Source organism: Pseudomonas sp. FSL R10-0399 (assembly GCF_009600165.1).
GTDB lineage: Bacteria > Pseudomonadota > Gammaproteobacteria > Pseudomonadales > Pseudomonadaceae > Aquipseudomonas > Aquipseudomonas helleri.
The window spans coordinates 1-26,321 of sequence record NZ_WIWK01000085.1; the positions used below are offsets into that span (position 1 = coordinate 1).

Below are 26,321 nucleotides of genomic sequence, written 5' to 3' on the forward strand. Positions count from 1 at the left end.
CAGAAGGCCATGGCTATGCGGCATGATGCTCCAGCTTCAATTCAATGACCGTGTTGCACTCAGCTCCTGCAACCGCCGGTTCTTTACGCTTGAAAGCACGACTCTCTCAGAGGACGGTATCACCATTAGTGCTGCAAACGAATCGTCTGCTTTTTCGCCAGACGGCGTTGAAGATAACCGTACACGAACCTTGAAAGAGATAACTCTACGTCAAGGGCAGGGGGCATTTCGCAGTGGGTTACTTACCGCCTATGAAGGACGTTGCGCTATCTCAGGTTCCGCAGTTCAGCAGGTGCTTGAGGCTGCCCATGTCACGCCTTACTTAGGTAAAGAAACCAATCATATTAGTAACGGGCTTCTACTGCGCAGTGATCTCCACACGTTGTGGGACAGAGGTTTAATTTATTTGTGTGAGGAACTCAAGTTGCAGCTTAAACCCAGCCTGGACACTTCTGAGTACGCTTCCCTCGCGGGCGAAGAGATTAGGGCTAGAGTGGCGAATACTCCTGAACTCTCAATGGCTGCAGTGAGAGCCCATCGAGAGTGGTGCTGTAAGACTTGAGTGCAGTGGTGGATTTGATGAATTGAGTCCATTCATGTTTCTGGCGGGCTGCAACCCTAGCGCGTACCCGCCCCTATCCACCCCCAACCACCCGCGCCAAACGCCTCACATAACTCCCCACAATCACCTTATGCGCCACCCCCACCGGCACCATATAAATACGCCCATACAGGTTATGGGTGACAACCGACGAAGTAATGGTGAGTAAGCGATCTACGATCGAGATGCAGATCATCACGTCCAGGTGTCTGTCGCGCTCGGTCAGGATCAGCATGTGCGGGTCGCTGTGTTCTACCAGAAAGAAATCCAGATGATCGCCGACGTGTACGTCTTTGCGCTCGGCGCCCGTGAAGCCGCCAATCCGTTTTACGCCAAATTTTGCGGAGATCGCGTCCCTTATCTGGAACGCTGTTCGCATGAGCAGCCCTGAGTCGGCGGTGATGATGTTCCAGGCGTCAAGCGGGCTGATGTGCACCGGGAGTTGGACCGATCTGATGTGGTAGTAGTCAAGTTCGGACGGCGCGCGCAGTGTGGGTGCAGGGGAGGTGATGGCCAAACTATTTCCCTTCCGGTGAGCTGATTTCATTAATCACAACGTCTTGAGCCCTGCACACCCTAGAGAATTTCTACCACAGGGGTGATGAGTTTGGCGCCCAGGGCGATTTCTTCGGCCAGCACGCTTTTGAGTGTTTCTTTGCTGCCTTCTTTCATGGTTTCGGCCAGGCGCTGGCGGATTGAAAGCCCGTGGGTGAGGCAGTGCGGCGTTGATTTCAGGGTTTCCAGGCCTTTTAAGGTCAGGACGGCTCCCGAGACTTGGGTGTCGGGGCAGATTTCGCCGGTCAGGTAGCCGGTGCCGATAAGCCAGCGGACGGTGGCATTAAAAAAATCAGCGTCGCTTGCGGGCAGCTCCAGCAGGCACAGGTCGTTGCCTTCAGAGGTGAAGGTGGGGGTCGCCAGTTTTTTTGCGACGAGGTCGTAGGGGATCGGGAAGTGCTCGTACAGCTCGGCAAAAATTTTGCCAGCCAAGTCATTGAATTTATCGATATTGGTATCTGACATGTCGCAGGGCTCCGATAACAGACACTCAGCCTAAGAGGTAGCTCGATTGTAGCTCGCTCCTGTCAGGCTGGCTTCACTCTGGCTCAGCTCTTTGCAGGCGTCATGATTCGGCAAAGGAAAAAAACATCGACTACAGTCATCCTCTGCGCAGGCGTGTGCGTATTAATAAAGGCAGTACTGCACGTTACTCGATAAGGATATGGAGTTATTTAATGTCAACGTTATTGGCAGTGAGACCCAAATTAGAAAGAAACATAGAGCTGGCTATTTGGGCCGGCATAGTGGCGGGCGTTATATCGGCGCTGGTGAAGTCGGGCTTTGAGACTTTAATTCCGCCCAGAACCCTCAGTACCACACCGCCCCCGGTCGTGCTTCTGGAGAAGCTCGGTTTTAACGTGGATCTCATGACTTATGAGTGGATGGGGTACAGCATCAACTGGGGCGGTAATGGTGTTCACATCCTGTTTTCAATCGTGATGGCGATTATTTATTGCGTGGCGGTGGAGTTTTTACCCCGAGCAAGAATGCTGCACGGTGTTGGTTTTGGCGTGGGTGTTTCGGTGTTTGCCCACGGTCTGGTCGTTCCGTTGTTGGGGCTTTCGGGGTGGTTGTGGCTGGCGGGCTCGCAAGCGTTGATCTCGGAGTTTGTCGGCACGGCCTTCTGGATTTGGACGATTGAGGCGGTCAGGCGTGACCGTCGCTACAGCATTCCACGCAATCAGTTATAAATTTGGTTTCCTGCGACTGGCGATGACTGTCTGGCGTCAGTCGGTTATAAAAGACAGAAATAGACCAAAAGGGGAGCAGTATGAAAAGCCGGGTTCAAAAAAAGCATGTGTTTTTAATTATTTTTATTGCCTTTGCCGTGTTCAGTTTTTTGATGACTAACTGGGATCAATCACTCTGATTTATTGAGTCGGCTTACGCCGCGCAGGTGTTTGAGCCGACACGAACAACAAAAAAGGGTGACCTCAACCGGTCACCCTTTTTTGCGTCTGCGCTTTTACATCATGCGCGCATGTTGGTCCCACAAAATCCAGATGGTTCCTGCAACGATCAACAGCAAGATCAACGATGTAAACAGTATGAGCATCAGGTCATCGCGGTGTGATTTGCCCAGGTCGATGTGCAAGAAAAAGCGCAAGTGCACCACCACTTGCACCAACGCCAGGAAGCCCAATACCGCCAGGGCTTGGGTGCCTGTGACGACCTTGAGCCAGACCAGGCCGAAGGCGATCAGGGTCAGGATCAGGGCCAACACGAGGCCGATGCAATAGCTGCGCTGCTCGTTGCCCGGTTGCGCCTGCACAGTGTTGCTCGATGAGGTTTCTGGGTTCATGTGGCGACTCCGAACAGGTAGACGAAGGTGAAGATGCCGACCCAGACGATGTCGAGCATGTGCCAGAACAAGGCGAGGCGTAAAAGCCGCAGTTTGACCGGTGTATTGACCCCCAAGGTCATCACTTGCACCGCCAGCACGATCATCCAGAGGATGCCGGCCGACACGTGCACGGCGTGGGTGCCGGTCAATAAGTAGTAGGCGGACAGAAAGCCACTGGTTTGCGGCCACGCATCGTGAGTTTCGATCATCACGTAATAGTCGTGGAGTTCGAACCCCACAAAGGCCGCGCCAAGCACAGCGGTGAGACCCAGCCAGCCCAGCAGGCGCGCGCGGCTGGTGCTGTACTTCATGGCCAAAATGGCGAAGCCAAAGGTGAAGCTGGACAACAGCAGCAAGAGCGTTTCGATAAAGGCCGAGCCCAGGTCAAAGACCTCGGCAGGCGTCGGGCCATGGGCGATGCCTTGGCTGCTCATGGCGGCATAGGTGGCAAAGAGCGCGGCAAACAGCACCAGGTCGCTCATCAGGAAAATCCAGAACCCGAAGATAACTTCTGAGGCTTTGGCGTGGCTCTCGCGGTCTGTCACGTCCAGGTTCACCCCGGGGTGCAGAGAGTGAGGTGCATTCATAGGGCTGACTCCAACACGTCATCAGGGAGCTTCTGGCCGGGCTGCCCGATTCTGTCCGGGGCGGCCTTGCCCCGGTTTTTCGGGCTCATCTCCAGGTCGCGGGTCACGCCGGGCGTGGCCCGTACGGCGGCCAAAAAGGCTTCGTGTTCCGCTTCGACGCGACTTGCCGGAATAATCTCGGTTGTCTGTGAGACAAACGAACGTGCGATCACCACAGCCCAAGCGGCGACAAACGAGAACACCACCAGCCACCAGATATGCCATACCAGGCCAAACGCCAGGGTGAAGCTGAAGACGCCGATCAGTGGCGCCGCCATGGAGTTGCGCGGGACTTCGATGTCGCTGTAGGCCGCGGGTGAGCGATAGGCCTGACCGGTTTTCTTGGCTTCGGTAAAGGCGTCGCGGCCGTCGACGTGAGGGATGACCGAGAAATTCCACGCCGGTGGAGGGGAGGGGATCGACCACTCCAGCGAACGCCCGTCCCAAGGATCGCCCAGCAACACATTGAGTTGGCGGCGCTGGCGGATCGACACAGCGATCTGCACCAGCAAGAACACCGTGCCGAGCAGCAGCAATGCGGCGCCGAGCATGGCCAGTGCAAACCAAGGGGTGAACGACGGGTCGGACCACATCACCGTGCGCCGTGGTGCGCCATTCATGCCGAGCCAGTAGAGCGGGAAGAACGCCAGCAAAAACCCGGGGGCCATCGACCAAAACGCCGCTTTGCCCCAGCCCTCGTGCAAGCGGAAACCAAAGGCTTTCGGGAACCAGTACTGCACGGCGGCAAACATGCCAAACAAAACGCCCGGAATGATCATGTTGTGGAAGTGCGCGATCAAAAACAGCGAGTTGTGCACCTGAAAGTCGACGGTGGGGTTGGCCAGCAGAATGCCGGTCATGCCGCCAAGGACAAAGGTCAGAAGAAAGTTGATGTGAAACAGCATCGGCGTGGTGATACGGATCCGCCCGCGGTACATGGTCAGGATCCAGTCGTACACCTTAACCCCGGTCGGAATGCCGATGATCATCGTGGCAATACCGAAAATGGCATTGACGTTGGCACTTTGGCCCATGGTGAAAAAGTGATGCAGCCACACGCCGAACGAGAGCACGGCGATGCACATGGTGGCGTAGACGAGAGAGGTGTAGCCGTAGATCCGTTTGCCGACAAACGTCGAGACCACCTCAGACCACACGCCCAGGGCCGGCAGCAACAGGATGTAGACCTCCGGGTGCCCGAACAGCCAGAAGAGGTTGGCAAAGTTCATCATGTTTCCGCCGTCACCGTTGGTGAAGAAGTGGAAACCGAGGTAGCGATCCAGCGCCAGCATGATCGTCGCGACGGTGAGCGGCGCCATGGCGAAGATCATCAAAATCGAGGTGCACAGCGTGGTCCAGCAGAACAGCGGCATGCGAAACATCGACATGCCAGGGCAACGCTGTTTGTACAGGGTCACGGCAAAGTTGAGCCCGGTCAGGGTTGAGCCGATTGATGCCAGGGTGACTGACCAGATCCAGTAATCCACGCCTTCACCGGGGCTGAACTCAATGCCGGTGTAGGGCGGGTAGCCACTCCAGCCGCCCGTTGAGAACTCGCCGACAACCAGCGAGACCATGATCAAACCCGCGCCTGCCGCCGTCAGCATCAACGAAATCGCATTCAGCAGCGGGAAGCTGACATCGCGTGCGCCGATCTGCAGGGGCATCACGTAGTTCATCAGGCCGGTGATAAACGGCATCGCCACGAAAAAAATCATGATCGTGCCGTGGGTGGTAAACAGCTGGCCAAAGTGATCAGCCGAGAGATAACCCGCGCCATCGGCGGCCGCGAGTTGCTGAGAACGCATCACACCCGCTTCGATCAAGGCCCGCAAGAACATGACCAGGGCGATGACGATGTACATGATGCCGATTTTTTTGTGGTCGACACTGGTCAGCCAGTCCCGCCACAGCGGCTTCCACCAATGCATGACGGTCAGCAAAACCACCACACCGATGGCGCCGAGGATCACAATGCTGCCCGCTCCGGACGCCACGAATTCGCTGGTTGAGGGGTGCTTGATGGCGCCGGCAAACACCAGTGAGTCCCAGCTAAGTTGCCCGAAAATAGTCTCCCAACTCACTGTTCTGCCCCTTTTGTGCTGGAGTGTTGAAGGTGCTGTTCATGCCCTGGTGATGGCTGGGCGCTAGCCGCTTTGGCGTGCTCATGGCCGCCGGTGAAACTGCCGAGAACCCGCTCGAACAAGCCGCTTTCGACACTGCCGTAATAGCGCGGCGCATGCTCGATGCTGGGTTTGAGCAGCTCTTGGTAAGTGCTCAGGTCCAGTGTCTGCGCGCTTTGGCGGGTGTCACGGACCCACGCGTCGAATTGCCCGGCCGGCATCACCACCGTGGGGAACGATTGAGTGGCAAAGCCATCGCCGTTGTACTGCGTGTTACGCCCCCGGTACTCACCGGCGCGGTCCGCCATCAGGTTCAGTTGAGTGGTCATGCCGGCCATGGTGTAAATCTGCCCGGCCAGTTGCGGGATCATGAAGGACTGCATTACCGTGCCGCTGGTGAGCTTGAGGCGCACCGGGCGGTCTTGCTCCAGTGCCAGGTAATCGAGGGTGGCGATGCCTTGCTGCGGGTAGATGAACAGGAACTTCCAGTCCAGCGAGACCACTTCAATGTCCAGCGGGTCGCTGCCAAGTGGGCGGTACGGGTCATATTTGTGCGTGTGCGCCCACAGCGCCGAGCTGAGGACAATGATCAGAATGATCGGTATGCCCCACAAAACGGCTTCGTTACCCCAGTTGAAATCCCAGTCAGGCCGATACGCGCCCCGACCGCCGCGGCGGTAACGCCACAGCACCCAAGGGACGAGGATAAATATCGGCACGACGACAATGAGCATCAGCGAAATAATCGTCTTGAAGTGCTCAAATTGCGCGGCCGCAATCGGGCCTGCGGCGTCGATAAAACCGGCGTTGGCGATCGCCGTGTCAGCAGATGGAGCGGCTTGCGCCAGTGCGGGCAGCAGAAGGCCCGAGACAATCAGAGCGCAGGGTGTGATTCCTTTCACGCGGTAATCTCCTTGAGTCTTACAACTTGATCAGCGCTTTGTTGAGGGGGCTTTAGTCAAGGCATGCGTTCAGATGACCTCCAGTGCAGGGTTCGTCAGGCGACTGCCGGGTGAATGATTGGTACAGGGTGTCAGTTAAGGCTGGAGCGTTTGACCCGCACCGGCACTGATTTGTAAGCCGGAATACCGCTTTGCGGGTCAATGTTGTCCAGGGCAATCAAACAGTTGGCTTCCGGGTAGTAAGCGGCCACCGAGCCGGGCGCGATGGCGTGTTCCACGGCGGTCAGCTTCTCGTAACGCATCTGCCGGCCGGAGGTCACCGTCTCGATGTCCACCAGATCACCGTGGGCCAGACCGCGTGCCTGCAAGTCTTGCGCGCTGATGAACAGCACATCGCGTCGGCCGAAGACGCCCCGGTAGCGGTCATCCAAGGAGTAAATAGTGGTGTTGTATTGGTCATGGCTGCGCAAGGTCATGAGCCTTAACACATCCTCGCCTTGCACCACCCAGTCTTCATCCACACCTGGGTACACATAAAACTCGGCTTTCCCGGAGGGCGTGTGCCAAATGCGTTCGGTGGCCGGCAAGGGCAATCTGAAGCCGCCCGGCACACGGATTCGCTGGTTGTAATCTTCGAAACCGGGGATGGTTTTTTCGATCAGGTCACGGATCAGGTCGTAATTGGCCACAAGCTCCGGCCACGCAATCGACAAATGCGGCAGTGCAGCGCTTGCCATCCCGGCCACGATCGCCGGTTCTGAACGCAGGTGCTCGGAGGCGGGCGGCAAGCGACCGGCAGAGGCGTGGACCATGGACATCGAGTCTTCGACGGTAATCGCTTGCGCGATGCCATTTTGCAGGTCCAGTTCTGTACGGCCCAGGCAGGGGAAAATATAGGTCTCTTTCGCGACCAGCAAATGTGAGCGGTTCAACTTGGTGCCGATATGCACACTCAGGTCCAGCTGTTTCATGGCCGGAAAGCATTGTTCGGGGTCGGGCAGCGCCACGGCAAAGTTTCCGCCCAGGCAAATCAGCGCCTTTGAGGTTCCGGCAACCATGGCTTGCATGGTTTGCACCGCGTTGTGGCCCGGGGCAGCAGGGGGCTTAAAGCCCAAGGTCTGTTCAATTTTTTGCAGAAAGCTCGCCGAGGGTTTCTCTGTGATGCCCACCGTGCGGTTGCCCTGCACATTGGAGTGCCCGCGCAACGGGCATATGCCGGCGCCCGGTTTACCCAGATTGCCGCGCAGCATCAGCAGATTGCACAGCGAGCGCACGTTTTCGGTGCCGGCATTGTGCTGGGTGATGCCCATACCGTACGTGATGATGGTGGCATTGGATTTGGCATAGGCCGCCGCAACCTGTTCCAGCGCTGTGCGGGTGAGCCCGCTGTGGCGTTCGATCAGCGACCACTCGGTCGCGAGCAAGTCTGCTTTCAGTGCTTCAAAGCCGTGGGTATGAGTCGCGATAAACGCGTGATCCAGCACTTCACCGACACGCTCCTCAAGTTCGAGTACAGCTTTCATCACCCCTTTAACCGCTGCCACGTCACCGCCTGCTTTGACATTCAGGTAGGTGGAGGCAATCGGTGTTGACCCATAGGTCGCCATTTCAACCATGTTCTGCGGGTCGGCAAAGGTCTCCAGGGCGCGTTCTCGAATAGGGTTAAACACCAGGATCGGTACTTTGCGACGTGACACCTCATGCAAAGTGCCCATCATTCGCGGGTGATTCGTGCCCGGATTATGGCCAATAGAAATGACCAACTCGCACAGATCAAAATCATCCAGAGACACCGTGCCCTTACCAATGCCGATGGATTGCGGCAGGCCGACACTGGTGGGCTCATGGCACAGGTTGGAACAATCGGGGAAATTGTTAGAGCCCAAACCGCGGGCAAATAGCTGGAAAAGATAAGCCGCTTCGTTAGAGGCTCGACCTGAGGTATAGAACTCAACTTGAGTGGGGTCGAGGTTGCGCAGAATCTCGCCAATACGTTCAAATGCAGTGTCCCAGGCCACGGGTTTAAACGTGTCAGAGGCGCGGTCATACACCAGCGGGCAGGTCAGGCGTCCGTAGTTTTCCAGCTCGTGATCGCTGCGATTGAGCAGGGCGCTGACCGTGTGTTCGGCAAAAAACTCCGGTGTCACGCGTTTGCTGGTCGCCTCCCACGTCACAGCCTTGGCGCCGTTTTCACAAAATTCGAAAGTTGAACTGTGCTTTTTGTCAGGCCAGGCGCAACCAGGGCAATCGAACCCATCGGGTTGGTTGGTTCTCAGGAGCGTGCTGACGGCCTGCACATTTTCCATTTGTTCGCGAATGGCATTCGCAGTGGCCTTTAACGCGCCCCATCCTCCGGCAGGCGCTGTGTAATCACGAATACCCTCGACCTTTCCTTGCTTGGACATGTTCACTCCTTGAACCCCAGAAAACACGCTCTACGACAGCGTTGAGCCTGAATCCGGGCGTAACCCGACAAACTGACTCACGGTTATAAGTCTGTTTTTTATAGGGTTATTATCGGTTCGATTGACCATAGGTAAGCGATCTATATCTGTCAAGAATGCCGCCGCTGCCCTTTATAAAGCCTGCGCAGATGAGTTCCCGGGCGTGTTTATGTTATTAAGTTCAGCCCATCTGAAGGAGCAGGCCTGTATGGAAGCCACCCTCGCCATTATTTCAAAGATGACGCAGTCCGCTGACTTTATCGGCGCTTATGAACACGCTGTTCCGCTTGCGCAGCAGTACCCCAATGCAGTGGCTGCGCAAATGGCAGCGGCTTATGCGTGTGACCGTGTGGGTAATGAAGAACAAGCCCTGATTTACTATCGCAAGGGCTGGGCGCTTGGCGTGCCTGAAGAACACCGATTTCAGTTTTTGATCGGTTTTAGCAGCACCCTCAGAAATGTAGGGTGCGCGCATGAATCGCTCGAATGGTTACAACTCGCCAGGGGTGAACAGCCAAATAATCCGGCGCTTGCTGCGTTCACTGCGCTGGCTTTGCACACCGTTGGTGAGACCGAATTGGCGCTCGCCACCATGCTGGAGGCTGCTTTAAAAACGGGGGATGGCAACGGGCTGGCACCCTATACCCGAGCGCTGACAGAGTACCGGGATGAGCTATTAGTGGCTGCCGGGAACCCGCAGCACAACCCTGGTATTGAAACGGATGAGCCCAGCACTTCGGCTTGAACCCATCAGATTTTTAGCACTTTGCGGGGGACCAATTGCCTGACTTCATCAATTGACTTATAGGGGATCAGGCTGCTGGGAAGTTTCGAGGTGCTGGACAAGTTGTAAACGCTAAAGTCAGCGTCTATGACCTTTTCTGCCATCAGTTCAAAGGAGGGCAGAATGCGAGATTCCATATGCTCATCCAACACGCAGGGTGACTTCTCTGATTGAGCCGTCTCATAAAAACGCCCTGTATCAGGGCATAAATCTACTCCGACCATAAATACTGTGTTGAAGCCCGCGTGATAGGCAACTTGCAAAGCAAGATAGGCCACTGTTCTGGCGTCGAAATAACCTTCACTCAAATCTTTACTGAAGCCTATGCTGCTGTTTCTGCCTGTATGGAGTTTAGAGCGGCGGATCAAATTACCAGGCTCGGCTGAGAATAAATCTCTCCAGGTAGATTTAGCGGCTTTTTTCAAGGCGTAGAATTCGCCGGATGGCAGGGGGATGTCATGCAGCACATAATCTTCTCGCAGCACTACGCGCTGGCTAAGTGCCAGCCCTGCGTGGAATAAGCGGCTTTGCTGTGTGAAGAAGCCAGAGTCGGTGCAGACATAAAAATAAGGTCTGATTGAAGTATTCAGGAACATCGAAATCGCACCGTTTACGACAATCATCGGCACGTGTTTAAACTCATTTAGAGGGAAGTTTTTGGCTGATGCACCCGAAGCAATGATAAATACAGCACCCTCAGCGATATCCTTGCAACCCGACAGTGCAAGCGGCGTAGGAGAATGGGTGGAAATATAGGTGCTGGCAACGCCCATGGCTTTGAACCCTCTGGAGCAGAAACTGAAGAACCTTACGCTCATATGTGCAGAGCATATGTAGTCCTTTTCCAGTATAGGTGTGGGATATTGACTTCACTCATGAAAAATCTGTCAGTTTGGTAGTTTTGAAGCAAATATCGCGCGCAATTTCACCAGATTTTCACAACTGTAAAGAAGTGTTAGTTGTCTTAACGTAAGTTTAAAAAACTTATTGCTAGTTTATGTTTTTAATTGCTGAGTTATAGCAGGCTCTCTGAGTTGGAACCTGCTACTTGTGGTGTTGTTGAACTACTGGGCCTTACTGTTTGTGGCAAACTTCTTGGCCGCAATAACACACACAATCACCGCGCCGGTCACGCCAAACATGCCAAGGGTCACCGTTTCATGCAGAAAAGTAGCGGCCAGGGCCAGCCCGAAAAAAGGCTGCAACAGTTGAAGCTGGCCCACAGCGGCAATACCGCCCAGGGCCAGGCCGCGATACCAGAAGAAAAAGCCGATTAACATGCTGAACACTGAGATGTAGCTCAGGCCGAACCACGCAGGCGGGCTGATGCCTGCGAAAGAGGCGGGGGCCACGATGCAGGCCAGTGTTGCCATGATTGGCAGCGAGAGCACCAGTGCCCATGAAATAACCTGCCAACCGCCCAGGGTTCGCGACAGTTTGGCGCCTTCGGCGTAGCCGAGGCCGCAGATCAGGACTGCCAACAGCATCAGCATGTCGCCTCGGGCAGAGGCGGTCAGCCCTTGTGAGACGGCAAACGCGATGACCAGTGCACTGCCCAGAACCGAGAAGAACCAGAACGCCGGGCGCGGGCGTTCACCCCCGCGCAGTACAGCAAAGGCAGCAGTCGAGAGCGGCAGCAGGCCGAGGAAGACGATGGAGTGCGCTGAGGTGACATGCTGCAAGGCCAACGCGGTCAACAATGGAAACCCCAGCACCACGCCGATCGCCACGATCAGCAGTGAAAACAGCTGGCTTCGATCCGGGCGTTTGGCTTTAAGCGCCAGCAGAATGCACAGTGCCAGCACCCCGGCGATGGAGGCTCGGGCAAAGGTCAGAAAAACCGGATTAAACTCTTGCACGGCGACGCGGGTCGCGGGCAACGAGGCGCTGAAAATGACCACGCCGATAAAACCGTTGATCCAGCCGGAAAGGTTTTTCTCGGTCGCTGGGGTGTGCAAATTAGAGGTGCGTTCCATCGGGTCTCACGCTCAAGGCTAAAGGCAGGATTGCTTTAAACGCATGCTATGGCCGAAGATTGATGACAATCAAAATATTGTCATGGATACATATTCCGATGCCCCGTTCCCGATACAAGTCGCTGGTTGACTCGTTTGCCGCTGATATCCGCTCAGGGCGGTTGTCTCCGGGGACACGATTGCCTACGCACCGCCAGTTGGCCGCGACACAAGGGTTGGCGCTGGTCACGGCGAGCCGGGTGTATGCAGAGCTTGAGGCCATGGGGTTGGTCAGCGGAGAGACCGGGCGCGGGACGTTCGTCAGGGAGACGTCGCTGCCGCCAGGTCACAGTATTGACCAACCGAAAGTCACGGCGGGCATGCTGGACCTCAACTACAACTACCCGTCCGCGTTGGGGCAAGCCGACATGCTTCGCACTGCGTTGCGGCAACTGGCGTTATCCGGGGATCTGGAGTCGTTGTTGCGTTACCAGCCTCATGGTGGCCGCCTGCACGAGCGGGCGTCAGTGGCGAGGCATCTGTCAGCTCGCGGTTTGAGCGTCCCGGCCGAACAGGTGTTGATTGTCAATGGTGCTCAGCATGGGTTGACGGTGGCGCTGATGGCCTTGTTAAAACCTGGCGATGTGGTGGCGGTTGATGCGCTGACCTACCCGGGGTTTAAAGCGCTTGCGCAGACCCTGCACCTGGAAGTCTTGTCTGTGCCGGTGACCGACTGCGGACCCGATCTCAACGCACTAGAAAAACTCTGCTGCAGCCGTTCAGTCCGTGCGGTTTACAGCATGCCCACACTGCACAACCCGCTGGGTTGGGTGATGAGCATCGAGCAGCGTCAGCAGTTGGTCGCCATAGCGCGCACCCATGACCTGCAGATTATTGAAGACGCTGCTTACGCCTTTCTTGTCGAAAGCCCACCGCTGCCGATCGCCGAACTGGCGCCAGAGCGGACAATTTACGTGTCAGGGCTTTCCAAAAGTGTTGCTGCGGGCTTGCGTGTCGGCTTTATGGCCGCCCCCGGCCACCTGATCGCGGCATTGGAGCGCGTGATCCGGGTGACCGCGTGGAACACGCCCGGCGTCATGACTTCGCTTGCCAGCGCATGGCTGGAGGATGGAACCGTAAGCCGTCTGGAAGTGCAAAAGCGCCAAGACGCACATGCCCGACACAACATTGCTGACGAACTCCTGGCTGGGTTGCGCACTGTCCGTCATCCGTACTCCTACTTTATCTGGCTGCCTTTGTCTGAAGACGCCCGCGCAGAGCAAGTCGTGTCGGCCCTGATGCGCGAGCACGTTTCGGTGTCGTCTGCGCAGCCGTTTGCGACCTCGACCCATGTGCCGCGTGCGATTCGTCTGGCGCTAGGATCAGTAGACTTGGCGTCACTGCGTGAGGGCCTGGCTAAAGTGAAGTGGGTGGTTGATGCGTATTCGTAGGGCTTAGCGCGGGGTTTTGTTTTGCTCGGGTAAAAGCTGCCACTGAGTGCTTCAGTGGCAGGTCGACCAGTGCGCGGGGTTCAAATCCCCGAGCGTGTCATTGGGCTGAGTATCTGGCTCCCCAGATTCAAGGTTTGGGTCACCAGGTTCCTCAATTCCAGCGGGTTTTCACCCTGGACGTGCTGTGCCAGTTTTTCTCCGAGAGTGGGGGTGCCATCCTGGCCTTCGGCAAAGGCTCGAAGGATCAGCAGACCATTGCTCGTAAGGACGACTTCAAAAAACGAAACGCCTGACATGCCGTCGAAGTGGATGTAGCCGACGTCGGCCAGCCATTTGACGGTAGCCAGAAACAGGTTTTCTTCTTGGCTCAGTAGCTGGCGGTTGCTGTCTTCGAGGGTGTTGTAGTCGATGAATTCTTCTGCAGACAGGGTGATGGGCAGCGGGAAGTTGCGGTACAGGCGGCCGAGAATCAAGCCGGTGTAGCTGTCGAACAGTTCTATGTTGTTGGACGGCAGGTCGTTGACGGCGTGCGTGCTTTTATCTTTGGCAGAACCAGCAAATCCTTTGAACATGCGAACCTCTTCCAGTGGCGGCTGCGTGCCGCGTTCAAACATTTGTCCCTATGGGTATAGCACAGGCCCTGAAGATGGGCTGAGTCGCGTACAACCCGTAGCAGTTGACGAGCCTTGCGAGGCTACGTCCGGGCGCGCAGCGGCCGTAAAAGAGCCAGGATCAAAAGATCGCGAGACGGTTGTATCGCGTACACCCTGTAGTCGCTGACAAGGCACGAAGGCTGCGAACAAACACCCCCTCGTAGCAGTCGACGAGCCTTGCGAGGCTACGTCCGGGCGCGCAGCGACCGTAAAAAGAGCCAGATCAAAAGATCGCGAGACAAGCTCGCTCCTACAGTTTGAATCGCGTACACCCTGTAGTCGCTGACAAGGCACGAAGGCTGCGAACAAACACCCCCGTAGCAGTTGACGAGCCTTGCGAGGCTACGTCCGGGCGCGCAGCGGCCTTAAAAAGAGCCAGATCAAAAGATCGCGAGCAAGCTCGCTCCTACAGTTTGAACGCGTACACCCTGTAGTCGCTGACAAGGCACGAAGGCTGCGAGCGAACACTTTTAATGCGCCTCAACTTCAAGGCCATACAACTCGCAATACTCGGCCCATTCCATGCCTGCCATTTGCGCCACTTCGCGGTGCACTTCAAGGCGCTGCGCTTCAAAGTCTTCGGGCGTTTCACTGGTCAATTGCAGGGTCAGTTCCCAGGCAAAAAAGCCCAGTTTTTCAGCCTCCGCTTCAAAGGCTTCGTTGAGGCGTTCCTGACGATATTCCTGCATGGATAGGCCCGCCGCGCGGGCTTCCAGCGGGTTTAGATTGTCGAGTTTTGTGGCCAGTTCCGGGCGTTCGCCCAGGAACCGGTCAAGGGCTTTTTGATGCCGAGGTCCAGGTTCGGTCACACAGATCTCCACGTAATGAAGGTTGTAAACACAGCATAGACTGCGCGGGCCAAGCCGCTCAGCGTCGCTCATGCTGCTTGCGATACGCCCCCGGTTGCACGCCGATCGTTTTGGTAAATGCCCGGGTGAAGGCGGCAATCGACTGATAGCCCACCGCACCACAGACTTGCTCGACGGTGTGCCCGGTTTGCAACAATCGGCAGGCATGGCGCATGCGCAACGCTAACAATACATGCCCTGGTGATTGCCCGGCCTGCTCGCTAAACCGTTTGAAAAACGCCGAGCGTGACAGGCCAGTGCAGGCGGCCATGCTTTCCAGTGTCCAGGGCCGCTCGGGGTGTTCGATCAGTTGCTCCAGCAAGCTGGAAAACAGCGGCTGCCGCGCCAAGGCGACCAAGCCCCCGAGGCTCGGGTTGTCGCCGACTTGCTGGCGTAAGACATAGAGAAATAGCAGGTGGCTAAGGCGCTCAAGAAGGGCTGACGATGGCCCCGGTGTTCGCTGACATTCTTCCAGTATCAACTGGAAAAGCGTGCGCGCTGCGTGGGACGAAGGGTCGTCGGCGCGCAAGAGAATCCACGCGGGCAGGGCTTCGATGATCAGCGCCGAAAGCCCCGGCTGAAAATGGAAGAAACCACAGACCAGGCCCACGCCATCTTCCGCCTGACTGTCGAGCGCTTGCATGGTCTGGCGCGGCAGTTGCGCGGCCAGGCTTGGGTCTTGGGCGCTGGACAGCCGGTACTTCAAATCTTGCAGCAGAAACAGCGCATCCCCCGCGTTGAGCTGCACGCCTGTGGTTTGCCCCTCGACATGCAGCCAGCATTGGCCCTGCACGACCATATGGAAACTGGCACGGGCCAACCCCTCGGTGCTGCTGTGCCAGCCGCCGCAATAACGGCCGACGTGAAAAAGACTGGCATCCAGCTCAAGGCTTTCTAATAACCAATCGATTAGTGGGGTGGAAGAAATCATCTAATGGAAACACTCAGGAGCAAGTAATCGCTACTTTAGAATATGGAATGAATTTTTTATAACCAACAGACTGTTTAGACACCTTACGCAGGAGTCACCACATGTCTCGCGTCACCCTTCATACCCTGGAAACCGCACCGCAAGCCGCCAAGCCATTTCTGGAAAACGCGCAAAAAAACTCAGGATTTATTCCGAACTTGCTAGGGATTCTAGCCAATGCGCCGGCGGCATTGGAAACCTATGTCACGGTTTCGGCGCTTAACGGCAAGTCTGAGCTGACCCTGCCTGAGCGCGAAGTGGTGCAGTTGATTGCTGCCACGCGTCATGGTTGCGATTTTTGTGTCGCAGGGCATACCGCTGTGGCGCAAAACAAGGCAAAGCTGCCAGACGAAGTGGTGACGGCGCTGCGCGGCCAAACCGAGCTGCCAGTTGAACGACTGGAAGCGCTGGCGGCGTTCACCCGTGAAGTGATTGCCACCCGTGGTGATGTCAGCGACGGCACTTTCGCCACCTTTAAGGCCGCCGGTTTTACCGAAGGCCAAGTGCTGGAAGTGATTCTGGGCGTGAGCCTGGCGACCTTGTGCAACTTTGCCAACGTCTTCGCGCGGACCCCGTTGAACCCTGAGCTGGCGCGGTACAGCTGGAACAAACCTGAGTAATCAGCGGGCCACGATTTTAAGGAGAAACCCACATGCTCGACCCCGTACTCAGTCATTGGCTGGAGACCGAAGCCGAGGCGCTCGACTTGGGCCACAGCGACCCGCAGACCGTTCTGTCACAGCTGGCGGCCGCCAATGTGCTGCGGGTCGGGGTTGACCCGGCGTTGGGCGGCAGCGGCGGCTCCGTCGTCGATGCGATAGAAAGCGTGGCCAGTGTCGCCAGTCATTCGCTGGCCTCGGCGTTTGTGTTTTGGGGCCAGCGCGCGTTTATCGAATATGTCCTGCAAAGCCCGAACAAGGCCCTGGGTGAGCGCTTGCTGCCCGATTTGTTGAGCGGTCAACTGGCGGGTGCTACGGGCCTGTCCAATGCCATGAAGTTTCTGTCGGGGGTCGAGGCGCTGCAAGTGCAGGCGCGGGCCGAGGCTAATGGCTGGAGCCTCAACGGCCGTTTGCACTGGGTGACCAATCTGCGCAAAAGCGGGTTTGTGGTGGCAGCAGCGATTGATCGGGAAGAGGGCGGTACGCCGTTTGTGCTGGCGATCCCTGACGCCCTGCCGGGGCTGACGCGCTCGGCGGACCTGCAACTGATGGGCTTGCAGTCGAGCAATACCGCAGCCATTGATTTGCAAGCTGTGCAGGTGGCTGAAGAGTGGCTCCTACACGACAATGCCAAAGTGTTTTTACCGGCCGTGCGCCCGGCCTTCCTGGGCTTGCAATGTGCCATGGCGATTGGTCTGGCGCGGCGTTCGCTTAACGAAGCGCAAGCGCATCTGCAAGGCCCACGCGCAGGCTTGCTCGAACTCCTGGAAGAACAACGGGCGGCCCTTGAAAGCCACGTCACAGCGCTTAAGGCCGGGCTGCTGGACGGGCGTTTTCTGACGCAACCGGCAGCGCTGTTCAAGATCCGCATCGCCCTGGCCGAGGCCACCGCGAGTGCCGTGCAATTCGAACTGCAAGCCAGCGGCGGCAAAGCTTACCTGAGTGCCTATGGCAGCGCGTTTGCGCGTCGCTGGCGCGAATCGGCCTTTGTGCCGATTGTGACCCCAAGCCTGGTACAGCTGCGGGCCGAGTTACAGCGTCAAAGCCAGGCCAGTGCGCAATGAGTGCGGTGGTGCTTGAGGCGCGCCAGATCACCCTGGGCTATGCCCGTGACACGGGTTGGCAGTCAGTGCTGGAAGGCTTTGATCTGCAATTGATGCCCGGTGAAGTGGTCTCGGTGCTGGGCCCCAGCGGGGTGGGCAAGTCCAGCCTGCTGCGGGTGCTGGCCGGTTTGCAGACGGCCCACGGCGGTAGCGTCAGCGTGCTGGGCCAGCCGCTCAGCGCGCCGCATCCGCGGGTGGCGGTGGCCTTTCAAGACCCTAGCCTGTTGCCGTGGTTGAGCCTTGAAAGCAACGTCGCGTTTGGCCTTGATTTCGCCAGCCAGCCGACAGTCTCCGGCGCCGAACGCAAGGCGCGGGTGGACCAGGCCATTGCCGAGGTGGGCTTGCAGCACGCACGCGGCCAATACCCGGCGCAACTGTCGGGGGGCATGGCGCAGCGGGTCGCATTGGCGCGGTGTCTGGCACGCCAACCCCACGTGCTTTTACTCGATGAGCCGTTTGGCGCGCTCGACGAAGTGACCCGCGCCGACATGCAACAGCTCTTGCTCAAAGTGATCGAGCGGCACAACACCGCCGCATTGTTGATTACCCATGACATTGACGAAGCCCTGCTGCTCAGCGACCGAATTCTGCTACTGGGTCACAGCCCGGCGCAGACGGTGGCGCAGTGGCGCATTGATCTGGCGCAGCCGCGCGACGAGCGGATCGATGAACTGGGTGCCTTGCGCATAGACATTCTTAAAACCCTTCGGCGGGCAAGCCGCAAACCCGATGCAGTTATTGACCCTTTGCCCAACTCGCTGGAGCGTGAACATGTGCCTGGACGACTTTACCCACACTCGACGTGACATTTTAAAACTCAGTGCCATGCTCACCGCAGCGGGCGCTTTGCCAATGCTGGCCAGCTTGCAAGCGCGGGCGGCTGCCGAGCCGGATGCGCCCGTTCGCATTGGCTACCTGCCCATCACCGATGCCACGCCCCTGCTGGTTGCGCATAACAATGGCCTGTTTGAAGCCGAAGGCATCAAGGCCGAGCGCCCGGTGCTGTTGCGCAGTTGGGCACAGGTGATCGAGGCGTTTATTTCGGGGCAGGTCAACGTGATCCACTTGCTGTCGCCAATGACGGTGTGGGCGCGTTATGGCAGCAAGGTACCGGCCAAAGTCGTGGCCTGGAACCATGTGGGCGGCTCCGGTTTGACCGTGGCGCCGCAGATTACCGACGTCAAGCAATTGGGCGGGCAATCGGTGGCAATCCCGTTTTGGTACTCGATCCACAACGTGGTGGTGCAGCAGTTATTCCGTGAAAACGGTTTGCAGCCGGTGACACGGCCCGTCAACAGCCCGTTGGCCGCGAACGAGGTCAACCTGGTGGTGATGCCGCCTTCAGACATGCCGCCAGCACTGGCCACCCAGCGCATCGCTGGCTACATCGTTGCAGAGCCGTTCAATGCCCTGGCGGAAGACCTCAAGGTTGGGCGAGTACAGCGCTTTACCGGGGACATGTGGCGCAACCACGCCTGCTGCGTGGTGTTTATGCACGAGCATGATTTGAACAATCGCCCCGAGTGGTCGCAAAAAGTCGTGAATGCCATTGTTAAAGCGCAAGTCTGGACCCGCGACAACCGTGAGCAGGCCGCCAAACTGTTGGCCAAAGACGGCGAAAATCGCTACACCCCGCACAGCTCGCAAGTGTTGCAACGGGTGCTGTCCCCAGCGGCCACGGAGCGCACGGGCTATGAACATGACGGTGCGATCCGGCACGCGAACTGGGATGAACAGCGCATCGACTTCCAGCCTTATCCTTTCCCGAGCTACACCGAAGAGCTGGTCACGCGCCTCAAACACACGCTGATTCAGGGCGATAACGGTTTTCTCGCAGACCTTGACCCTAAACAGGTGGCAAAGGACCTGGTGGACGACCGTTTCGTCAAAAACAGCATTGCCAGCGTCGGTGGCCTGAAAACTTTCGGCCTGCCCGATAGTTTTGAGCGCACCGAGGAGTTCGGCTTTTGAAAACCCAAGCACCTTCACTTGCACGCCAATGGCTGCTCGGCGTCGCCGGGCTGTTGAGCCTGTTGCTGCTGTGGTGGCTGGGCATTGAGCTGTTCGGCAGCGCGCAGGGGCTGTCGGCGCGTTTCTCGCCACAGGCCACCTTTGCCAGCCTGTTTGACTTGCTCGGCAGTGCACAGCTCTATGACAACGTCTGGGTGAGCGTAAAGCGCATTCTGATCAGCTTGCTGATGGCCCTGTTGATCGGCGTGCCACTGGGCTTGTTGATTGGCGGCTCGCGCAACCTCGAAGCGGCCACCACGCCAGCGTTTCAGTTTTTACGGATGATCTCGCCGCTGTCGTGGATGCCGGTGGTGGTGATGCTGATGGGCGTGGGCGATCAGCCGATCTACTTTTTGCTGACGTTTGCCGCCGTGTGGCCGATTTTGCTCAATACCATCGCCGGTGTTCGGCAACTGGACCCGAGGTGGCTGCAACTGAGCCGAAGTCTGAGTGCCACGCGATGGGAAACCCTACGCCGGGTCATTCTGCCGGGGGTTCTTGGGCATGTTTTGACCGGGGTGCGGTTGTCGATAGGGATCTTGTGGATCGTGCTGGTGCCGTGCGAAATGCTTGGTGTGAGTGCCGGTTTGGGTTACTTCATTCTCGACACGCGTGACCGCTTGGCTTACTCCGAACTGATGGCCATGGTGGTGCTGATCGGTGTGCTGGGTTTTGCCCTGGATGCTTGCGCGCGCAGCCTGCACCGGCGCTGGGTGCATGCCTGAGCCGTTGCACCTAGTGTTCGGTCATAGAGCCTTTGTGTACTGAGCCACTGAAGGGGTGCGGTCTGTGCACGGTGCGACGGCCGGTGATGACGTACAGCACATCCACGCCGATCAAGGTGATGGCGGCCAGATAATCGGCGCGAGGCATGCTCAGGTCCCGCTCATAACAGCCTTGTGCGTAACGCCCAACCCCGCCAGCGTCGGCGAAAAGTTCTTGCGTCAGCTTCAGGCGTAGACGTTCCTGTTTTAAGCGTGATCCGTATGTACTCATAGATGCAGCCCGTGAAAGCCAGAGGGGTCACAAAAAAGAGTAATTCAAGCAATGAAATAGGGAAAGGGTAGGAGCTGTAAATGCCTACTAACAAGTAGGATATTTGCCAACTCCATGCAGGATTACTGCTGAGCAATCCTGCACGGCGGGGTATCAGACGGCTGGTCTGGCTTCTGTTTCTGGCAGGAACCAGTTCAAGAGCAAGGCACAAATACCGCCTGTGGCGACCCCGGACTCCAGCACATTGCGCAAGGCTGCTGGCATATGGGCCAGGAACTCAGGCACTTGCGACACGCCCAGGCCCAAGGCCAGCGACACGGCAATAATCAGCAGTGCGCGACGGTCCAGTTGAATGCTCGCCAGGATATTGATCCCCGACGCGGCCACCGCACCGAACATCACCATGGCCGCGCCGCCCAGTACCGGTTCCGGTACGGCCTGGATGGCCCCGGCCACGCTTGGGAACAAGCCCAGCAGGATCAACATGCCGGCAATCCATACACCGACATGGCGGCTGGCAATCCCGGTGAGCTGAATCACGCCGTTGTTTTGCGCAAAGATTGAGCTTGGGAAGGTGTTGAACACACCGGCCAGCAACGAGTTGGCGCCGTTGACCAGCACGCCGCCCTTGATGCGCTGCATCCACACCGGACCTTCAACTGGCTGGCGCGATATTTTGCTGGTGGCGGTCACGTCGCCAATCGCTTCCAGCGACGTCACCAGGTAAATCACCAGCATCGGGATAAACAATGCCCACGAGAACCCCAGGCCAAAGTGCAGCGGCACCGGCACCTGGAACACTTCGGCCTGATGCATGCCGGTGAAGTCCAGACGGCCCAGATAACCCGCCAGCGCGTAGCCCACCGCCAAAGCGATGACGATGGCGCAACTGCGCATCCACACCAGCGGGATACGGTTGAGGATAACGATAATGGCCAGCACCACGCCGGACAGCATCAGGTTTTCACCGTTGGCGAAGGTGCCATTGGCCATGGCGCTAAAACCGCCGCCCATGCTGATCAGGCCGACTTTAATCAGCGTCAGACCAATCATCAGCACCACGATACCGGTGACCAGCGGGGTGATCATGCGTTTAACAAATGGCAAGACCCGCGAGATGCCCATTTCGACGAACGACCCGGCAATTACCACACCGAAAATCGCGGCCATCACGCCCTCGACCGGGGTGCCTTGCTTGACCATCAACGCGCCACCGGCAATCAGCGGGCCGACAAAGTTGAAGCTGGTGCCCTGAACAATCAGCAAACCGGCGCCAAAGGGTCCGAAGCGTTTGCATTGCACAAAGGTCGCGATGCCGGAAATCACCAGCGACATGGAGACAATCAAGTTGGTGTCGCGGCTCGACACCCCGAGCGCCTGACAGATCAGCAGGCCGGGGGTAACGATTGGCACGATGATGGCCAACAGATGTTGCAGCGCGGCCAGAAAGCCGATCCACGGCTTGGGGCGGTCTTCGAGGCCAAAGACCAGTTCGCTGGTCTGGGACTCGGCTTCATGCGGGGTTTTGGGAGAGGTCATGGCGAGCGCCCTGGAAAAAAGAGCGCGATTCTACTGGTGTTAGGCCACCACGCCCAGTGTTTGCTTGCACAGGCTTTCGCTCCGGACTCAAGCGAACTTAAATCAATCGAATGATTAGGCCGTGCTGTGGTCGCAGTTAAAGGCCCGAAGGGCACATGGCAGCACTTTTAAAGGGACGTGACTTGATGCTTGAACCCACCTGGACCGCCTTGAAACACCACCGCCGGCTGCAGCACATTGTGGCGACCCTGGTGCGCTTTGGCGCGCAGGACGTCTTGATTCGCCTGGGGCTGGGGCGCTTGCTCGCCGAGGTGAAGGCCGAACCCGGCGACTCGCTGCCCGCTACTACCCCGCAGCGGGTTCGCATGGCCCTGGAAACGTTGGGGCCGACGTTTATCAAGTGCGGGCAGATACTCGCCAGCCGCAGTGACATCCTGCCGCCTGCGTGGGTTGAAGAACTGCAAGCCTTGCACAGTCAGGCGTCGACCTTGCCCTGGTGTGAGCTTGAAGCCCAAGTGTTGGAAGATCTGGGCTGTGAGCTGGAGCAGGCGTTTGCCGAATTTGACACACAGCCTTTGGCGGCGGCATCGATGGCTCAGGTCTATCGCGCGCGGTTGCTCACGGGTGAGGCGGTGGTGGTCAAAGTACAGCGGCCCGGCTTGCGCCAACAAATGACCGCCGATTTGCAGTTGCTGGAAAGCCTCGCGCAGTTGATTGAGCAAAATGATGCGCTGGCGCTGCATCAACCGCGCCAGATGGTTCGGCAGTTGGCCAGGGCGATGCTCGAAGAACTGGACTTCACTCAAGAGGGGCAAAACTGCGACAGCGTGGCGCAGAATTTTGCGCAGACCCCGCACATCGTCATCCCGACTATTTATTGGGCGTTCAGCAGCCAGCGTTTATTGGTTCAGGCGTTTTTGCCCAGCTTTACCCCGTTGACCCGTGCCGCATTGATAGAGCAGGGGCTGGACCCGAGCCTGCTGGCCAAACGCGGGGCGCAGGCATTTATCAAAATGTTGCTCGAAGATGGCCTGTTTCATGGTGATCCGCATCCCGGCAACTTGCGGGCAATGAGTGATAACCGCGTGGGGTTTATCGACTTCGGCATGGTGGGGCGCCTTGATGAGCGCCGTCGGCTTGAAGTCATGAACTTTATGCGGGCTTTGACCGAAGGCAGCACCGAGGTATTGGTGGGCGTCTTGATTGACTGGAGTGGCGAGCGGGTGCAAGACCTGTCGCTGATCGAGCAGGCGGCCCGCGAATATATGTCGAGACAAAAAGGCGGACCTCTGAAAATGAGCGCCTTGATCACCGACTTTCTTGAGTTGATCCGTGAATACCGCTTGCCGCTGCCCGCGGATTTGCTGGTGCTGTTTAAAGCGCTGATTACGGCGGATGGCGTGTTGACACAGCTGGATCCGGAGCTTGATCTGGTGGCCACGGCCAGGCCTGCAGTAGAGAAGATGCTGCGTGAGCAATTTGACTGGAAAGCCGCCAAGCGTCTGGGCATTGAGGGGGTGCAACTGGGGCGCGGGGTGTTGGCGGATTTGCCCAAACTGACTCGCTTGATGGTGCATCGGCTCAAGCACGGTGTGGTCGACCTCAAGGTCGATATGCCGGGGCTGGAACGCCTGGAGCGCTCGCTGCGGTTAGCCTCGACCCGTCTGTCACTGGCGTTGTTGATCAGCGCGCTGCTGATTGCTTTTGGCCCGCAAATAGCCGCGGCCGGGCCCGTTTGGCAAGGCTTGTCAGCGGTGGGATGGTTGGCCGGGATTGCCACATTGGGAGGTTTGCTGGCGTTTCTATGGAGCCTGTTTAAAAGCCCGTAATGATCTGTAGGAGCGAGCTTGCCTCGCGATCTTTTGACCGTTTAAAAGATCGCGAGACAAGCTCGCTCCTACAAGAGGCTGTTACAAATGCAACGCATGCCCCAAGGCGCGCAGGGCGGCTTCTTGCACGGCTTCGCCCAAGGTCGGGTGAGCGTGGATGGTGCCGGCGATGTCTTCCAGGCAAGCGCCCATTTCCAACGACTGGGCAAAGGCGGTCGACAGCTCGGAAACCCCGGCGCCCACGGCTTGCCAGCCAACAATCAAATGATTGTCACGCCGCGCGACTACGCGCACGAAACCGGCTTTGGATTCCAGGGTCATGGCCCGGCCGTTGGCGCTGAACGGGAAGCTGGCGCTGATAAAGTCCAGCCCTGCCGCTTCAGCGTCTGCCGGGTTCTTGCCCACCACGACTATTTCCGGGTCGGTAAAGCACACCGCCGCAATGGCTGCCGGGCTGAACTCACGCTGTTTGCCTGCAATGATCTCGGCCACCATTTCACCTTGCGCCATGGCCCGGTGCGCGAGCATCGGTTCGCCGGTGAGGTCGCCGATGGCCCAGACGTTGCGCATGCTGGTGTGGCAACGGTTGTCGACGCGAATTGCCGAGCCGTTCATGGCCAGCGCCAGGGTTTCCAGGTTGAAGCCCTGGGTGCGCGGGCGGCGACCGACGGCGACCAGCACCTGATCGGTTTCCAGGGTTTGGCTTTCGCCCATGCGATTGCGCATCGACAGGGTTTTGCTGCTGGCCTGGAAGCCTTCAACGCTGTGCTCAAGGTACAGAGTAATGCCCAGCGCTTTGAGCGATTCAGCCACCGGCAATGTCAGGTCTTTGTCATAGGTCGGCAAGATCCGCTCACGGGCCTCGACCACTGTCACTTCTGCGCCCAGTTTGCGGTAGGCGATGCCCAGTTCCAGACCGATATAACCCGCGCCCACCACAGTCAAGCGTTTGGGGATCGCGGCAGGGTTTAGCGCTTCGGTGGACGAAATAATGGCCCCGCCAATCGGCAGTATTGGCAAATCCACGGTCTGCGAGCCGGTGGCCAGCAACAGGTGCTCGCACTCGATGCGCTGCCCGTCGACTTCCACGGCTTTGCCATCAAGGATGTTGGCCCAGCCATGAATGACCTTGACCCCGTGCTTTTTCAGCAACGCGCCAACACCGGTGGTCAGGCGATCAACAATGCCGTTTTTCCATTGCACGCTCTGGTTGATATCCAGGGTCGCAGCTTGGGTCTTGATGCCCAAAGGCGACTGGTTAGTGCTGTAGCGCTGCGTGGTGTGGAACTGTTCGGCCACGTGGATCAGCGCCTTGGACGGGATACAGCCGACATTAAGGCAGGTACCGCCCAGCGACTGGCCTTCGATCAAGACCGTTGGAATACCTAGCTGACCGGCGCGGATCGCTGCCACATAGCCGCCAGGACCGCCGCCGATAATCAGCAACGTAGTGTGATGAGTGGGTTGCATAGTCACTCCAGAAACAGGCTGGCAGGTTGTTCGAGCAAGCCACGCATGGCCTGGATAAATTGCGCCGCGTCCATGCCGTCGACCACGCGATGATCGAAAGAGCTGGAGAGGTTCATCATTTTGCGGATCACGATCTGGCCTTTGACCACAACCGGGCGCTCGACGATGCGGTTGACGCCAATAATGGCGACTTCCGGCAGGTTGACCACCGGGGTGCTGGCAATGCCGCCCAGCGCGCCGAGGCTGGTGAGGGTAATGGTCGAGCCGGACAGTTCTTCGCGGGTCGCCTTGCCAGTGCGCACGGCATTGGCCAGACGGGCGATTTCATCGGCGGCAGCCCACAAATTCAGGCTTTCTGCGTGGCGAACTACCGGCACCATCAAGCCGCCATCGCTCTGCGCGGCCACGCCAATGTGGGCGGCGCCAAAGCGGGTGATGATTTGCGCTTCGTCGTCATAGCGGACGTTGATCTGCGGGAAGTCGCGCAAGGCCACAACCATGGCCCGCATCAAAAATGGCAGCAAGGTCAGCTTGCCGCGGGTTTCGCCCCATTTCTGATTGAGCTGGGCGCGCAACTCTTCGAGTGCGGTCACGTCGATTTCTTCAACGTAGCTGAAGTGCGCGGCGCGGCGTTTGGCATCTTGCATGCGCTGCGCGATCTTGCGACGCAGGCCGATCACCGGGATGTGCTGTTCATCCGTGCGCATGGCGTAGCCGCTGGCAGGTGCAGCGCTGGTGCTGGTGTCCTGTGCCAGGTAGGCATCAAGGTCGTCATGCAGCACGCGACCCGCAGGCCCGCTGCCTTGCACGAAACGCAGTTCAATCCCGGCGTCCCATGCGCGTTTTCGTACAGCCGGGGAGGCCAGCGGGCGCTCATTGGCTTCGCGGGCTACAGGAGCCGCTCGCGGGGTTGGCGCAGTTTTGACCGCCGCCACCGACACCGCCGCCACTTCAACC

The 26,321-nt window shown here is 58.0% G+C and carries 26 protein-coding genes; 10 read left to right on the top strand and 16 right to left on the bottom strand.

Annotated elements, in window-relative coordinates:
* A partial coding sequence (locus GHO41_RS20895; RefSeq protein ID WP_218580271.1) for an HNH endonuclease occupies positions 1-562 on the top strand: 562 nt, incomplete at its 5' end.
* 73 nt (positions 563-635) lie between these two features.
* On the opposite strand, the gene GHO41_RS20900 is transcribed toward GHO41_RS20895, so the two are convergent.
* Together GHO41_RS20900 and GHO41_RS20905 are read right to left on the bottom strand one after the other, a co-directional pair.
* Positions 636-1,148, bottom strand: coding sequence for a DUF2867 domain-containing protein (locus GHO41_RS20900; protein WP_153434543.1), 513 nt, complete (start codon positions 1,146-1,148; stop codon positions 636-638).
* Between the two features lie 29 nt (positions 1,149-1,177).
* Positions 1,178-1,621, bottom strand: a complete 444-nt coding sequence (locus GHO41_RS20905) for a hypothetical protein (RefSeq protein ID WP_123751565.1) — start codon at positions 1,619-1,621, stop codon at positions 1,178-1,180.
* A 212-nt stretch (positions 1,622-1,833) separates the two neighbouring features.
* On the opposite strand from GHO41_RS20905, the gene GHO41_RS20910 reads away from it, so the two are divergent.
* On the top strand, positions 1,834-2,349 hold the full coding sequence (locus GHO41_RS20910) for a DUF1440 domain-containing protein (RefSeq protein ID WP_153375044.1): 516 nt from the start codon (positions 1,834-1,836) through the stop codon (positions 2,347-2,349).
* A gap of 275 nt (positions 2,350-2,624) precedes the next feature.
* On the opposite strand, the gene cyoD is transcribed toward GHO41_RS20910, so the two are convergent.
* The 5 genes from cyoD to GHO41_RS20935 all read right to left on the bottom strand — a co-directional run bounded on the left by cyoD (position 2,625) and on the right by GHO41_RS20935 (position 9,058).
* A complete protein-coding gene (cyoD, locus tag GHO41_RS20915; RefSeq protein ID WP_153434544.1) occupies positions 2,625-2,960 on the bottom strand; it encodes a cytochrome o ubiquinol oxidase subunit IV in 336 nt (111 codons plus the stop codon).
* Positions 2,957-3,589 carry a cytochrome c oxidase subunit 3 gene (locus GHO41_RS20920; RefSeq protein WP_153434545.1) on the bottom strand — a complete coding sequence of 211 codons (633 nt, stop codon included), beginning with the start codon at positions 3,587-3,589 and terminating at the stop codon, positions 2,957-2,959. Before GHO41_RS20920 ends, cyoD begins: the two co-directional genes overlap by 4 nt.
* Positions 3,586-5,697, bottom strand: coding sequence for a cbb3-type cytochrome c oxidase subunit I (locus GHO41_RS20925; RefSeq protein WP_371928990.1), 2,112 nt, complete (start codon positions 5,695-5,697; stop codon positions 3,586-3,588). Before GHO41_RS20925 ends, GHO41_RS20920 begins: the two co-directional genes overlap by 4 nt.
* Before the next feature lie 11 nt (positions 5,698-5,708).
* Complete coding sequence (locus GHO41_RS20930) at positions 5,709-6,653, bottom strand: COX aromatic rich motif-containing protein (RefSeq protein WP_371928988.1); 945 nt, start codon at positions 6,651-6,653, stop codon at positions 5,709-5,711.
* A gap of 131 nt (positions 6,654-6,784) precedes the next feature.
* The gene (locus tag GHO41_RS20935) at positions 6,785-9,058 is read right to left on the bottom strand and encodes an FdhF/YdeP family oxidoreductase (RefSeq protein ID WP_153434546.1); all 2,274 of its coding nucleotides are present in this window, start codon (positions 9,056-9,058) and stop codon (positions 6,785-6,787) included.
* 247 nt (positions 9,059-9,305) lie between these two features.
* Here GHO41_RS20935 and GHO41_RS20940 point away from each other — a divergent pair, with 247 nt between their 5' ends.
* Positions 9,306-9,842, top strand: a complete 537-nt coding sequence (locus GHO41_RS20940) for a tetratricopeptide repeat protein (protein ID WP_178126553.1) — start codon at positions 9,306-9,308, stop codon at positions 9,840-9,842.
* A 5-nt stretch (positions 9,843-9,847) separates the two neighbouring features.
* Here the strand turns inward: GHO41_RS20940 and GHO41_RS20945 are convergent, their stop codons facing one another.
* Positions 9,848-10,654 carry a lipopolysaccharide biosynthesis protein gene (locus GHO41_RS20945; protein WP_256678819.1) on the bottom strand — a complete coding sequence of 269 codons (807 nt, stop codon included), beginning with the start codon at positions 10,652-10,654 and terminating at the stop codon, positions 9,848-9,850.
* Positions 10,655-10,945: 291 nt separating this feature from the next.
* A complete protein-coding gene (locus GHO41_RS20950; RefSeq protein WP_153434549.1) occupies positions 10,946-11,857 on the bottom strand; it encodes a DMT family transporter in 912 nt (303 codons plus the stop codon).
* Positions 11,858-11,955: 98 nt separating this feature from the next.
* Between GHO41_RS20950 and GHO41_RS20955 the strand changes: the two genes are divergently transcribed.
* The gene (locus GHO41_RS20955; protein WP_153434550.1) at positions 11,956-13,287 is read left to right on the top strand and encodes a PLP-dependent aminotransferase family protein; all 1,332 of its coding nucleotides are present in this window, start codon (positions 11,956-11,958) and stop codon (positions 13,285-13,287) included.
* Between the two features lie 80 nt (positions 13,288-13,367).
* Here GHO41_RS20955 and GHO41_RS20960 read toward each other — a convergent pair whose 3' ends face one another.
* The 3 genes from GHO41_RS20960 to GHO41_RS20970 all read right to left on the bottom strand — a co-directional run bounded on the left by GHO41_RS20960 (position 13,368) and on the right by GHO41_RS20970 (position 15,719).
* Positions 13,368-13,859, bottom strand: a complete 492-nt coding sequence (locus GHO41_RS20960) for a hypothetical protein (protein WP_153434551.1) — start codon at positions 13,857-13,859, stop codon at positions 13,368-13,370.
* A 551-nt stretch (positions 13,860-14,410) separates the two neighbouring features.
* Entirely contained in the window at positions 14,411-14,749 is a 339-nt protein-coding gene (locus tag GHO41_RS20965; RefSeq protein WP_371928989.1) for a DUF6388 family protein, read from the bottom strand.
* Between the two features lie 58 nt (positions 14,750-14,807).
* Positions 14,808-15,719 (bottom strand): AraC family transcriptional regulator, encoded by a 912-nt coding sequence (locus GHO41_RS20970; protein WP_153434552.1) that lies wholly within the window; start codon positions 15,717-15,719, stop codon positions 14,808-14,810.
* 101 nt (positions 15,720-15,820) lie between these two features.
* Here GHO41_RS20970 and GHO41_RS20975 point away from each other — a divergent pair, with 101 nt between their 5' ends.
* The 5 genes from GHO41_RS20975 to GHO41_RS20995 are packed head-to-tail and all read left to right on the top strand — an operon-like array spanning position 15,821 to position 20,255.
* Positions 15,821-16,378, top strand: coding sequence for a carboxymuconolactone decarboxylase family protein (locus GHO41_RS20975; protein ID WP_153329776.1), 558 nt, complete (start codon positions 15,821-15,823; stop codon positions 16,376-16,378).
* Positions 16,379-16,410: 32 nt separating this feature from the next.
* The gene (locus tag GHO41_RS20980; protein ID WP_048369363.1) at positions 16,411-17,481 is read left to right on the top strand and encodes an acyl-CoA dehydrogenase family protein; all 1,071 of its coding nucleotides are present in this window, start codon (positions 16,411-16,413) and stop codon (positions 17,479-17,481) included.
* The gene (locus GHO41_RS20985) at positions 17,478-18,326 is read left to right on the top strand and encodes an ABC transporter ATP-binding protein (RefSeq protein WP_048369362.1); all 849 of its coding nucleotides are present in this window, start codon (positions 17,478-17,480) and stop codon (positions 18,324-18,326) included. Before GHO41_RS20980 ends, GHO41_RS20985 begins: the two co-directional genes overlap by 4 nt.
* Positions 18,292-19,491, top strand: coding sequence for an ABC transporter substrate-binding protein (locus tag GHO41_RS20990; protein WP_048369361.1), 1,200 nt, complete (start codon positions 18,292-18,294; stop codon positions 19,489-19,491). Before GHO41_RS20985 ends, GHO41_RS20990 begins: the two co-directional genes overlap by 35 nt.
* Entirely contained in the window at positions 19,488-20,255 is a 768-nt protein-coding gene (locus GHO41_RS20995) for an ABC transporter permease (protein ID WP_048369360.1), read from the top strand. Before GHO41_RS20990 ends, GHO41_RS20995 begins: the two co-directional genes overlap by 4 nt.
* A 10-nt stretch (positions 20,256-20,265) precedes the next feature.
* Here GHO41_RS20995 and GHO41_RS21000 read toward each other — a convergent pair whose 3' ends face one another.
* Together GHO41_RS21000 and GHO41_RS21005 are read right to left on the bottom strand one after the other, a co-directional pair.
* Positions 20,266-20,526, bottom strand: a complete 261-nt coding sequence (locus tag GHO41_RS21000) for a helix-turn-helix domain-containing protein (protein WP_048369359.1) — start codon at positions 20,524-20,526, stop codon at positions 20,266-20,268.
* A 153-nt stretch (positions 20,527-20,679) separates the two neighbouring features.
* A complete protein-coding gene (locus GHO41_RS21005) occupies positions 20,680-22,065 on the bottom strand; it encodes a nucleobase:cation symporter-2 family protein (RefSeq protein WP_048369358.1) in 1,386 nt (461 codons plus the stop codon).
* A gap of 155 nt (positions 22,066-22,220) precedes the next feature.
* Between GHO41_RS21005 and GHO41_RS21010 the strand changes: the two genes are divergently transcribed.
* Positions 22,221-23,894, top strand: coding sequence for an AarF/ABC1/UbiB kinase family protein (locus GHO41_RS21010; protein ID WP_228392722.1), 1,674 nt, complete (start codon positions 22,221-22,223; stop codon positions 23,892-23,894).
* An 81-nt stretch (positions 23,895-23,975) separates the two neighbouring features.
* Here the strand turns inward: GHO41_RS21010 and lpdA are convergent, their stop codons facing one another.
* Together lpdA and GHO41_RS21020 are read right to left on the bottom strand one after the other, a co-directional pair.
* The gene (gene lpdA / locus GHO41_RS21015) at positions 23,976-25,364 is read right to left on the bottom strand and encodes a dihydrolipoyl dehydrogenase (protein ID WP_048369356.1); all 1,389 of its coding nucleotides are present in this window, start codon (positions 25,362-25,364) and stop codon (positions 23,976-23,978) included.
* Between the two features lie 2 nt (positions 25,365-25,366).
* The coding region (locus tag GHO41_RS21020) for a dihydrolipoamide acetyltransferase family protein (protein ID WP_153434553.1) at positions 25,367-26,321 on the bottom strand (955 nt) is incomplete at its 5' end.

Excerpts from the sequence above, each read along its gene's own strand:
- GHO41_RS20980 (WP_048369363.1), top strand. The coding sequence starts at position 16,411 with ATGCTCGACCCCGTACTCAGTCATTGGCTGGAGACCGAAGCCGAGGCG.
- GHO41_RS20955 (WP_153434550.1), top strand. The coding sequence starts at position 11,956 with ATGCCCCGTTCCCGATACAAGTCGCTGGTTGACTCGTTTGCCGCTGAT.
- GHO41_RS21005 (WP_048369358.1), bottom strand. The coding sequence starts at position 22,065 with ATGACCTCTCCCAAAACCCCGCATGAAGCCGAGTCCCAGACCAGCGAA.
- GHO41_RS20975 (WP_153329776.1), top strand. The coding sequence starts at position 15,821 with ATGTCTCGCGTCACCCTTCATACCCTGGAAACCGCACCGCAAGCCGCC.
- GHO41_RS20920 (WP_153434545.1), bottom strand. The coding sequence starts at position 3,589 with ATGAATGCACCTCACTCTCTGCACCCCGGGGTGAACCTGGACGTGACA.
- GHO41_RS20960 (WP_153434551.1), bottom strand. The coding sequence starts at position 13,859 with ATGTTCAAAGGATTTGCTGGTTCTGCCAAAGATAAAAGCACGCACGCC.
- GHO41_RS20905 (WP_123751565.1), bottom strand. The coding sequence starts at position 1,621 with ATGTCAGATACCAATATCGATAAATTCAATGACTTGGCTGGCAAAATT.
- GHO41_RS21000 (WP_048369359.1), bottom strand. The coding sequence starts at position 20,526 with ATGAGTACATACGGATCACGCTTAAAACAGGAACGTCTACGCCTGAAG.
- GHO41_RS20985 (WP_048369362.1), top strand. The coding sequence starts at position 17,478 with ATGAGTGCGGTGGTGCTTGAGGCGCGCCAGATCACCCTGGGCTATGCC.
- GHO41_RS20990 (WP_048369361.1), top strand. The coding sequence starts at position 18,292 with ATGTGCCTGGACGACTTTACCCACACTCGACGTGACATTTTAAAACTC.
- GHO41_RS21010 (WP_228392722.1), top strand. The coding sequence starts at position 22,221 with ATGGCAGCACTTTTAAAGGGACGTGACTTGATGCTTGAACCCACCTGG.
- GHO41_RS20900 (WP_153434543.1), bottom strand. The coding sequence starts at position 1,148 with ATGAAATCAGCTCACCGGAAGGGAAATAGTTTGGCCATCACCTCCCCT.
- GHO41_RS20935 (WP_153434546.1), bottom strand. The coding sequence starts at position 9,058 with ATGTCCAAGCAAGGAAAGGTCGAGGGTATTCGTGATTACACAGCGCCT.
- GHO41_RS20940 (WP_178126553.1), top strand. The coding sequence starts at position 9,306 with ATGGAAGCCACCCTCGCCATTATTTCAAAGATGACGCAGTCCGCTGAC.
- GHO41_RS20910 (WP_153375044.1), top strand. The coding sequence starts at position 1,834 with ATGTCAACGTTATTGGCAGTGAGACCCAAATTAGAAAGAAACATAGAG.
- GHO41_RS20950 (WP_153434549.1), bottom strand. The coding sequence starts at position 11,857 with ATGGAACGCACCTCTAATTTGCACACCCCAGCGACCGAGAAAAACCTT.
- cyoD (WP_153434544.1), bottom strand. The coding sequence starts at position 2,960 with ATGAACCCAGAAACCTCATCGAGCAACACTGTGCAGGCGCAACCGGGC.
- GHO41_RS20970 (WP_153434552.1), bottom strand. The coding sequence starts at position 15,719 with ATGATTTCTTCCACCCCACTAATCGATTGGTTATTAGAAAGCCTTGAG.
- GHO41_RS20945 (WP_256678819.1), bottom strand. The coding sequence starts at position 10,654 with ATGGGCGTTGCCAGCACCTATATTTCCACCCATTCTCCTACGCCGCTT.
- lpdA (WP_048369356.1), bottom strand. The coding sequence starts at position 25,364 with ATGCAACCCACTCATCACACTACGTTGCTGATTATCGGCGGCGGTCCT.